An 8,735-nucleotide genomic window follows, 5' to 3' on the forward strand; every position below is an offset into this window, starting at 1 on the left:
TCAATATATTCGAACAATTACTACGATTTTAAACACATAAAACCAATAAGTCAACTATGTTTTATTTATTTTGTATTCATTCCTAAAATGAAACAGCCACCTAGCCTCGATTAAATATCGATGCCAGGTGGCTGCAAAAGTCTGTTATTCGACCGTGTTAAACAGACAAATAAAATAGCAAAAGCTATATATGGACAAGAATCCATTTTGAAAAAAGATTGGTCAAAATAAATTCTCATCTAACAGATTTTTGTTTCAATTTTATAAATTAATTAAATCACTTTCTACCTGTATTGCTCCATAGTTGAGCAAACAAAAAATTGTTCGGGTTTTGTATAGTTACTAGTAGTTTAGAAATTAACGGTTAGCTAAAACTCTTCTCTTAAATATCCATATCAATAATCTTTTAATTCAATCCCGTTGGCAGCTTTAACAACCATTTTTGAAATTAACTTAAACTGCATGACCATAAGGAAAGGTACTCGTAATATTAAATTGCGCAGAAAGATTTTGAAGTTTGATTTTTCAACCATGCTACCAGCAGCCATTAGCCCTATTTTTTGATTTTTCTCAACAAACTTTCTCATCTCTTGTTCGTAAGATACAAAGGCACGGGAATAATCACCATTCGTGGCTTTAAGTTCTCCAGCTAATACATAAGCTCCGACAAGTGCTAGACTAGTACCTTGCCCTGATAGGGGTGATGGGCAATATGCCGCATCACCTACCAAGGCAATTCGACCCTTTGCCCACGTTGGCATGTGAATCTGGCAAATCTCATCAAAATAAAAGTCTGGCGCTTCTTTCATGGTTTTAAGTATATGCGAAGTTTCCCAGCCCATCTGATCTTCGAAGGCATTTTCTACAAGTTTCTTTTGAGACTCTTCATCATATCGGTCGTACTTCAATGCCTCCGATTGGAATATTAACATACCTTTTGCCTCAGTATTGTCACGGGAACTATACATACCAACAGTTTTGCCTGGCGTTGAATAAAACAGTTGACGGTGGTCGAGTTTGAGATAATTCTCCATGGTAAAAATCGAGATATAACAGCCAAGCGTACGTTTAAACTGTTCTTCGTCTCCAAAAGTCAAAGACCTCACATTAGAATGAAGCCCGTCCGCACCAATGACCAGGTCAAATGTCTGTGGATTGCTATGAATAAATTGTACTTCTGCACCAGCTTCAGTTTCATGTATAGCGGTAATCGAATCTCCCCAAATGTATTTGATGTTATCCTTGGTTAAATCATATAAAATGCTACTAAGATCGTCGCGCATGATTTCGATGTCCAGACCCTGCTGGTTCGCTAGACTTGCTTCACTTATTTTACCTTCAATCTTACCTTTGCTGTTCACAAAGTAAACACCTGTCATTTGTGTGTCAGCTGCACGGACTTGATCGAGTATCCCCATCCGCCTAAGCATCGTAATGGCTGTACCACGTATATCAACCCCGTATCCACCTGAGCGCAATGCGGGAGCACGTTCTATTACAGTCACGTCGAAGCCGTAGTGATGAAGCCAGTAAGCGAGTGCAGGGCCGGTAATACTTGCCCCAGAAATAAGGACGCGTATCGATTGGTTCATGATGATCTTTTCTCTCCTATCCAATAGTCTTAACACCTCCACAGTATATTCACCGTAACAAAAAAATAGGAATTTAATTATTTAAGAAATGACCCGATTGCTGAAAAAGTAAAGATCCTGCATATCAAAACAAAACATTTGGACCAGACGGATGAATTCGAGTATCCTTAGTAAATCCACATTTTTTTGAGGGAACCATTAACAATTAACATTGAAATTTAATAGAGCTTAGTAATTAAAAATATTATTTTTGGCATCTAGTTAACAAGGAATAATAGATCCGTTAGCTAACCAATTTATTTAACGCAACAGGTCAACCATCGTAATCGTTGCCACTTGCGATGAGTACGTCTGACTTACCAATCGGGCTATAATTTACAGGACGCTTCGCAGAGGAATTAACTCTTCTACAGCTTGGGAAACAATTAGAAGAATCTGCTCCATGGAAAGATCGTAAACCACCCATACATGCGGGTGCAGAAGTTACGAAAATTGCGACAACATAAAAAAGCAGGTACAAAATTTTTTCTTGTACCTACTTTTTGTTAGTTTACGGACATGAGATATTTTTATGTATGCCATTAAAGAGGTTAGATGATACTTATCTACTATCCTTCGAGCATCTTCAGATAAGGTATTTCCTTGCCATCTACAATAGCAATATCGATTGGTGTATTAGTCTCATAAATTATGGTTCCAACGGGTAGTTTGTTAGATGTTCCGTTTTCAAAATCCTTTGCTTTATTGGTTTGTTTTGTTATTTCACCAATTTCTTCACCTATTGTGTAATTTAATTCTTTTACCCAATCTATGTTTTCAACATTAGAATATACAATATCATTCAGAACGAAGATGTCTGCTTTACCATCCTTAAGAAAATCCTTTGGTGTAGGATTACCATTAGTTACACATCCCGATAAAACTACAAGTGAGAGGCAAAGAAATAAGAGAAATTTTTCTTTCAAGCAAAATGATTTTTTCACTGTTTCTCCCCCATGATAATCAATTGTTCATTTAAACCCCCTACAATTTCTTACGCTTATTTTACCAGAAAGTTTAATCATTAAAAATTTATTCTAAAAGCAACAGTCTTTTAGAAAACGCCTTATATTAATTAGTTCCATTTTATATGTTGTACTTGTTTGGTTCAAATATATTAAATTTATATTGCATCCTACTAAGGATTTTACGTGCTCGTTTGATAATTATTGAAAAAATTCGCCCTTCTTCATTGACATAAGATTCTGATTAGTTACATAAATCTGGTATTACCACCGTCTTTAATCTGTATTACCATAAAACAAAGGGGACGATGATTTGAAAGAAAAGGAAAGCTCCTCAGATAAAATTGAAAATGAATTAATTAGATCGATATTGGCTGGTGTTTATTCTGTAGGAAGTACTTTACCGCCGGAAAGAGAGCTTGCAAAAGAATTTGGTGTTGGTCGTCCAACTGTTCGGGAGGCACTTCAACGTCTAGGAAGGGGTGGATGGATAACAGGAAGAAAAGGAATGCCTGCGATTGTTAATGATTATTGGCGCAATGGAAATCTAACGACACTTGTGAATATTATTGAGAATCATCCTATCATAACAGATGAATTTATTATGCACTTATTAGAATTAAGAAGTACTTTGACTCCGACTTATATTCGTGATGCTGTTACGTTTAATCAACCTAAAGTGGTTGCTCTCCTTGCCAATCTAGAGCAGCTTGAAGATAGTGCAGAGAGCTATGCAGCATTTGATTGGGATTTGCAAAAAAAGTGTGCTGGTCTTGTTGTCAATCCAATCTTTCTACTCATTTTAAATAGCTTCGATTCCATTTATATAGATATGGCGAAAAGATATTTTTCTGTAAAAGAATATCGTAAGCTATCCCTCGACTATTACCACGATTTATTAAAAGCTGCATTAAAGGGAGATGCAATGGAAGCGGAAAGATTGTCTACGAAAACAATGGCGAAAAGCTTGGCACTCTGGAAAGATAGAAAAAAATAAAGAATACTGGAGGCGTGATAAATGAGATTGAAATATTTAAAAGAATATTTTTCATATCCTGATATATTAATCATGACCTGTCTATTCCTCATTAGCTTTGGATTTATGATTCTTCATTTAACCTCTATCGGCATTTTGGGTGCTTTTATTCTTGGAATGATTATGTATTCCATAGCAGAGTATGTTACACACAGATTTCTTTTTCACCTGAAACCACCTAAGAATGCATTTTTGTTAAAAATGCTTAAACGCTTACATTATGACCACCATTCAAATCCGAATGAGTTACATTTATTATTTTTACCCTTATGGTATAGTGTGCCAAACATTGTTATTGTAGCAGTCATTTTCTATTTTCTTTCATCTAGCTTTGTAATTACAAACGCATTTATTGCAGGTATCATGCTCTTTTTATTATTTTATGAGTGGACGCATTATATTGCCCATCTCCCCCTTCGACCAATATCTCCATGGGGGCGTTGGATGAAAAAGGTTCATTTATGGCATCATTTCAAAAACGAAAATTACTGGTATGGTGTTACGAACCCAGCCTATGATTTTCTCATGGGTACCTTTAAAAATCAAAAGGATGTTGCCCAAAGTAAAACAGCTAAAAATCTAGAGCAACGTGGCGACTAGAAAATAGAATTATAAAAAATATGCCTTCTAGGTAAAATATTCGGTCCTATTCTGTCTTTATAATAAAAATCCAATCATTATTATTTGATGATTGGATTTAAACTTCGCTTACTTATGATACGGTTCACCGTGACTTTCCTAAGTGCGATTTTTTATTTCGTATAAATTTGATTATGAATTAAGATATTTCTTAAAACAGAAAAAATTAATCAATTTTAAACCGTTTTATTTCTTTTTACATACATATTTTTTATTACCTAAGCATTCCAACAGAAGTGCACTTTTTTAAATGGCCTTTTGCTAACTCTGCATCCTTGTCGATTCTGAAAATCCATTATCCTCTACTTGACTAAGATAGGGTTTTTCAAGCAAACATATTCTTGGTAAGATGTTAAGGTTGTGTATTTACTATGTCACACATTTACATTCATCTAAGAAAGAGGTATTTATGCACTCCACAAAATTATCCAAGCAACATTGGTTGCTTATCTTAACACTTTCTTTATTAACATTTGTTCTCGGGACAAGTGAATTTGTAATTGTCGGAATCTTAACAGATATTTCTTCAAGTCTTCATATGACTAATGTAAAAGCAGGCACCCTCGTTTCTGCATTTGCAATTACGTTTGCCATCGCTACACCACTAGTGATGGCAGCAACAAGTCATTTTCCAAAGCGAAAATGGATGTTGTTTTTAATAGGATCTTTCAGCGTCCTAAATGCTTTGTGCATAATTTCGACGAGCTATATCATGCTCCTTGCACTTCGGATTTTGACAGCGATTGTAACAGGAGTTTTAATCTCTCTAGCCATGATTGTAGCAAGTGAAACTATGCCGATTAAAAAACGCGGACTTGCTATTTCAGTCGTTTTCGGTGGTTTCACACTTGCAAATGTCGTTGGAGTTCCAATTGGTATTGTGATCGCCGAAGAGTACGGCTGGAATGCCACTTTCATGTTAACCACTTTCCTAGGAGGATTGGCGTTTTTGGCATCCTTTTTTGTCTTACCTCATAGACTCAGCCAAGTACGCAGTTCGATACGTGATCAGTTTTCTTTATTGACCAAGCCTCGTATATTGATGGCTTTTTTCATTCCTGCACTCGGATTTGGCGCAACTTATGCAGTCTTTACGTACCTTGTACCAATCTTGAAAGAAATGGGAGCACCAAATAATTCAATTAGTATAATCTTATTTTGTTATGGGTTTATTTCGATTTTCAGCAACATCCTCGCTGGTAAAATTGCTAGCCACAATGCAATCGGTCGCCTTCGGTTTGTTTTTCTCGTGCAAGCAGTTGTTCTGATAAGTTTATTTTGGACTACAAATCATTTTGTTTTAGGATTAATAAATATTGGATTAATGTCGTTAATGGCTATCCTCTTAACAACATCTACTCAGCTATATTTAATTGACCTCGCCGGAATTTATCAGCCAAAAGCAACAGGACTCGCCGCTTCACTAATGCCAGTGGCAAGCAACGTAGGTATCGCTTTTGGTTCTGCATTAGGCGGAATTGTGTACCATCAAGGAAATTTAATGAATGTAACTTGGGTCGGTGGGATTGTTGCAGTCTGTGCAAGTCTGCTAACTTTCTTTAGTCATCATTTAGACCAAAAACAAAAGACATCAGAATAGAAATCAGCAATTATACAAAGTTAATTTATTCTACATCGATCATTGCTACCGGTTTATATATTTCGGCAGATGGAGATGAATTTTCAGTAACAGTTGCCAGTTAAAGTGCATACTTAGTTGCAACATATACTTTAGTAGTAAAAAAACAGGCACATCCGCATGAAGCGAATGTGCCTGTTTTAAAAACCTCACTTATTTATGATATGGTTCACTGAAACTAATGTTAAATTGTATTTCTTATTCCCCTCGTAATCTATTGTTAAATAATAAAATAATTATCTTCCTCAACTAACCCCCACCGTTAGATTAAGTCTTTTTATCAATCTTTAATTAATAAACAATCAATCTTTTTTACTAAGCTACACTGCCCCAGTAGCCAAAAGCGAAATATGGCATTCAATTTTAAGAAGCATCTAAACTGACTATTGTAAATTTATCATTAGTTAACTATGTTTCATTTAATTTATATCCATTTACAAAATAAAAATCGAACAGCCATCTAGCCTCGATTGAATATCGATGCCAGATGGCTGCAAAAGTCTGTCTAGTCGAAAGGGATAAATTGATTTTTAGTCACAATTTGACCTATACCCACCCAATAAAACCGGAATTCAATGTCAAGTGTCTTAGAAATCCCCCTGATTCCACTCAATACTTTTAATTGTGATTCAGTGTGTACATCGAAAATTTCTTGTGTCATAAGAAACCCCCAACTCTCAATTTTTAACTCATTAGAAAGTTCTTACTCCACTAAATTGTAACGTTAGTACAAAAAGTTCAACGAAAAAGCGTTAATCCCTCCGTAATCAACGCACCCTTAGTTGAACAAGTAATCTATCTATAATTTTTTATTCCACTTTCAAAAGCCTGTCTATCGTCATTCTCAATCCCGTGCAAGGCTTCTTGTAAAGCAAATGTACTTTTATAAAATTTAACTCGTTCAGATATTTCATTACCGTTAGGATATAGGTTCATACACATATCAAAAAAATCTTCACCATAACTAGAGAGTATTCCAGCAAAGTCATACGCTGGATCGCCTAAACCCGAACCACCAAAATCTATTATCCCTGAAATCATACTTGTTTCTGGATTCCACAAGATGTTGGATGCTCCGAAATCTCCGTGTATAAGTGTTATATCTAAATTTGAGAAAGCTTTTCCTTTTAGGAACGTTTCAAAGGATTGTGATATTTCCTTTTGAGCGTCTTTTCTGATAAAAGGAAATAATGTATTTTGAATCTTATCATACAGGATATACATCTCTTCACTAGGATTACGAACCTTTAGTTTCAAATCTCGACTTGCTTTTTCTCCTGAAATAGAATGTAGTTCTACAAGAAAAGAAACAAGTTGTTTTGCCAACCCTTTCACCAATTCAACACTCTTAACATCTGTTAAACTTTCCTTCCACAAAGGAACACCATCTATTAGTTTATAGCCGGTAAAGACCTTACCTGGTGCTACCTCTACAAAAGACTCATAAATTGGATTCGGAATAGGAGTGGAAACGATCCCTTTAATATATTTCAAAATATCAGTCTCTCTTCTTAATTGAATGATGCCATTTTTATATTTTGGAAATCTAAAAACCAAAGATTGGTTTACAATAAATACATCATTATTCTGTCCGATTTCATTAAGATAAAAGTCTTCAATGGAAAGGTCAGAATAACACGATTGAATGTTTTCAATAAAGTTATTATTCATTTAGAAATACCCCCTTTGTTCTCTTTATATTGTTTTAATCCCTAAACTTTTAATGAACTATCCTGCGCAGTTAGTTAAACTACATTTCTTCACAAAATTTAAATCTATTTTAACATAAATATCCAATAAAAAAATCACCTCTAAGGAAGAGGGCACTGAAAAACTTACGTTTTCATAAAAGCGAACCTTTTTCAGAAAAAATAAGGCACTTCTTGTTCATTTTTGAACAGGAAGTGCCTTATTTCTGTCTCTATTCCTTATTCATTTTCGTTTAGTAGCTTTAATATCCGTTTCAAATTGACAGCGAATATCGTTGTAGCACCTTGAATTCCCATGCCAGATAGACCCGCTGTCGATGCCGTACCGTACCCGTGTCCGTTTTTTAATTCACTATTCTTCGCTTCTACTTTGTAGCGATTTGCGGCTAATTGCTTAAAAGCTTCCGTATTTTGAAATGCCTCTTGTTCGGCATGTGTATCCGACTTAATTGTGACAGAATACGTTTTACTTTTTGCGCCTTCTTTATAGCAGCCCTCTCTCATTGAACATGCTTTGCATTTTTCAATATCAAAATAATATGTCTGACTTTGACTCTTACTCGTTCCTTTTTTACCCGTACATGTTTTTCTTGTCGCGAGATGGCCGGCCTTACAAACAAACATTCCAGCATCTTTATTAAACTCAAACTTGTCTTCTTCTTTTCGTGGTCCTTGTGTAAGAATAGGATTCAACCTTGCCACAAGTGCGATTTTCTCTTCTTTAGTATATTCTATATTTGCCATTTCAGAGTAAGCTGCGTCTCCAATAACTGTATTAATTTTCATACCTGCTTGTGTGCTTTTTCAATTAATTCTTGAAGATATTTCCCATCGCTTTTTTCACCTGTTGTAATGACAGCCGCTGTAATAATACGTTCATCACTCATCGCGATATGTGTCTTTTACCCAAAGAAAGAAGATTCCACCATCTTATGCCCTTTTCGCGCATCCGCATCAGAAGAGTTATTTAGATGTTCTTGAAAATCTTCTACGACTTCTTTTAAGACATTCAGCTTTTCTTTGACAGCCGGTATTTGTGCAATTTGTGGTTCCTTTTCAATGACTGAAATGACTCCCTTACAGTAAGCTAATTGATCCTTCACAAGGAAAGCGTGA

General features: G+C 35.4%; 6 protein-coding genes and 1 pseudogene. 3 read left to right on the plus strand and 4 right to left on the minus strand.

The window, feature by feature from the left end:
- Positions 1-395: 395 nt before the first annotated feature.
- Together ACMZ42_RS24325 and ACMZ42_RS24330 are read right to left on the minus strand one after the other, a co-directional pair.
- Positions 396-1,592 carry an FAD-dependent monooxygenase gene (locus ACMZ42_RS24325; RefSeq protein ID WP_415733076.1) on the minus strand — a complete coding sequence of 399 codons (1,197 nt, stop codon included), beginning with the start codon at positions 1,590-1,592 and terminating at the stop codon, positions 396-398.
- Positions 1,593-2,200: 608 nt separating this feature from the next.
- On the minus strand, positions 2,201-2,575 hold the full coding sequence (locus ACMZ42_RS24330; RefSeq protein ID WP_415733070.1) for a hypothetical protein: 375 nt from the start codon (positions 2,573-2,575) through the stop codon (positions 2,201-2,203).
- Positions 2,576-2,909: 334 nt separating this feature from the next.
- Between ACMZ42_RS24330 and ACMZ42_RS24335 the strand changes: the two genes are divergently transcribed.
- The 3 genes from ACMZ42_RS24335 (at position 2,910) to ACMZ42_RS24345 (ending at position 5,871) form a co-directional block, all read left to right on the plus strand.
- A complete protein-coding gene (locus ACMZ42_RS24335; RefSeq protein ID WP_415733071.1) occupies positions 2,910-3,593 on the plus strand; it encodes a GntR family transcriptional regulator in 684 nt (227 codons plus the stop codon).
- 21 nt (positions 3,594-3,614) lie between these two features.
- The gene (locus ACMZ42_RS24340) at positions 3,615-4,232 is read left to right on the plus strand and encodes a sterol desaturase family protein (protein ID WP_415733072.1); all 618 of its coding nucleotides are present in this window, start codon (positions 3,615-3,617) and stop codon (positions 4,230-4,232) included.
- Between the two features lie 448 nt (positions 4,233-4,680).
- Positions 4,681-5,871: an MFS transporter gene (locus tag ACMZ42_RS24345; RefSeq protein ID WP_415733073.1), complete on the plus strand. Its 1,191-nt coding sequence runs from the start codon at positions 4,681-4,683 to the stop codon at positions 5,869-5,871.
- An 834-nt stretch (positions 5,872-6,705) separates the two neighbouring features.
- Here ACMZ42_RS24345 and ACMZ42_RS24350 read toward each other — a convergent pair.
- Positions 6,706-7,581, minus strand: coding sequence for a phosphotransferase family protein (locus ACMZ42_RS24350; RefSeq protein ID WP_415733074.1), 876 nt, complete (start codon positions 7,579-7,581; stop codon positions 6,706-6,708).
- 257 nt (positions 7,582-7,838) lie between these two features.
- A pseudogene (locus tag ACMZ42_RS24355) lies at positions 7,839-8,735 on the minus strand (transposase); the annotation flags it as partial.

The sequence above is a fragment of the Lysinibacillus sp. NPDC056185 genome (genome assembly GCF_047737915.1).
Lineage (GTDB): Bacteria > Bacillota > Bacilli > Bacillales_A > Planococcaceae > Lysinibacillus.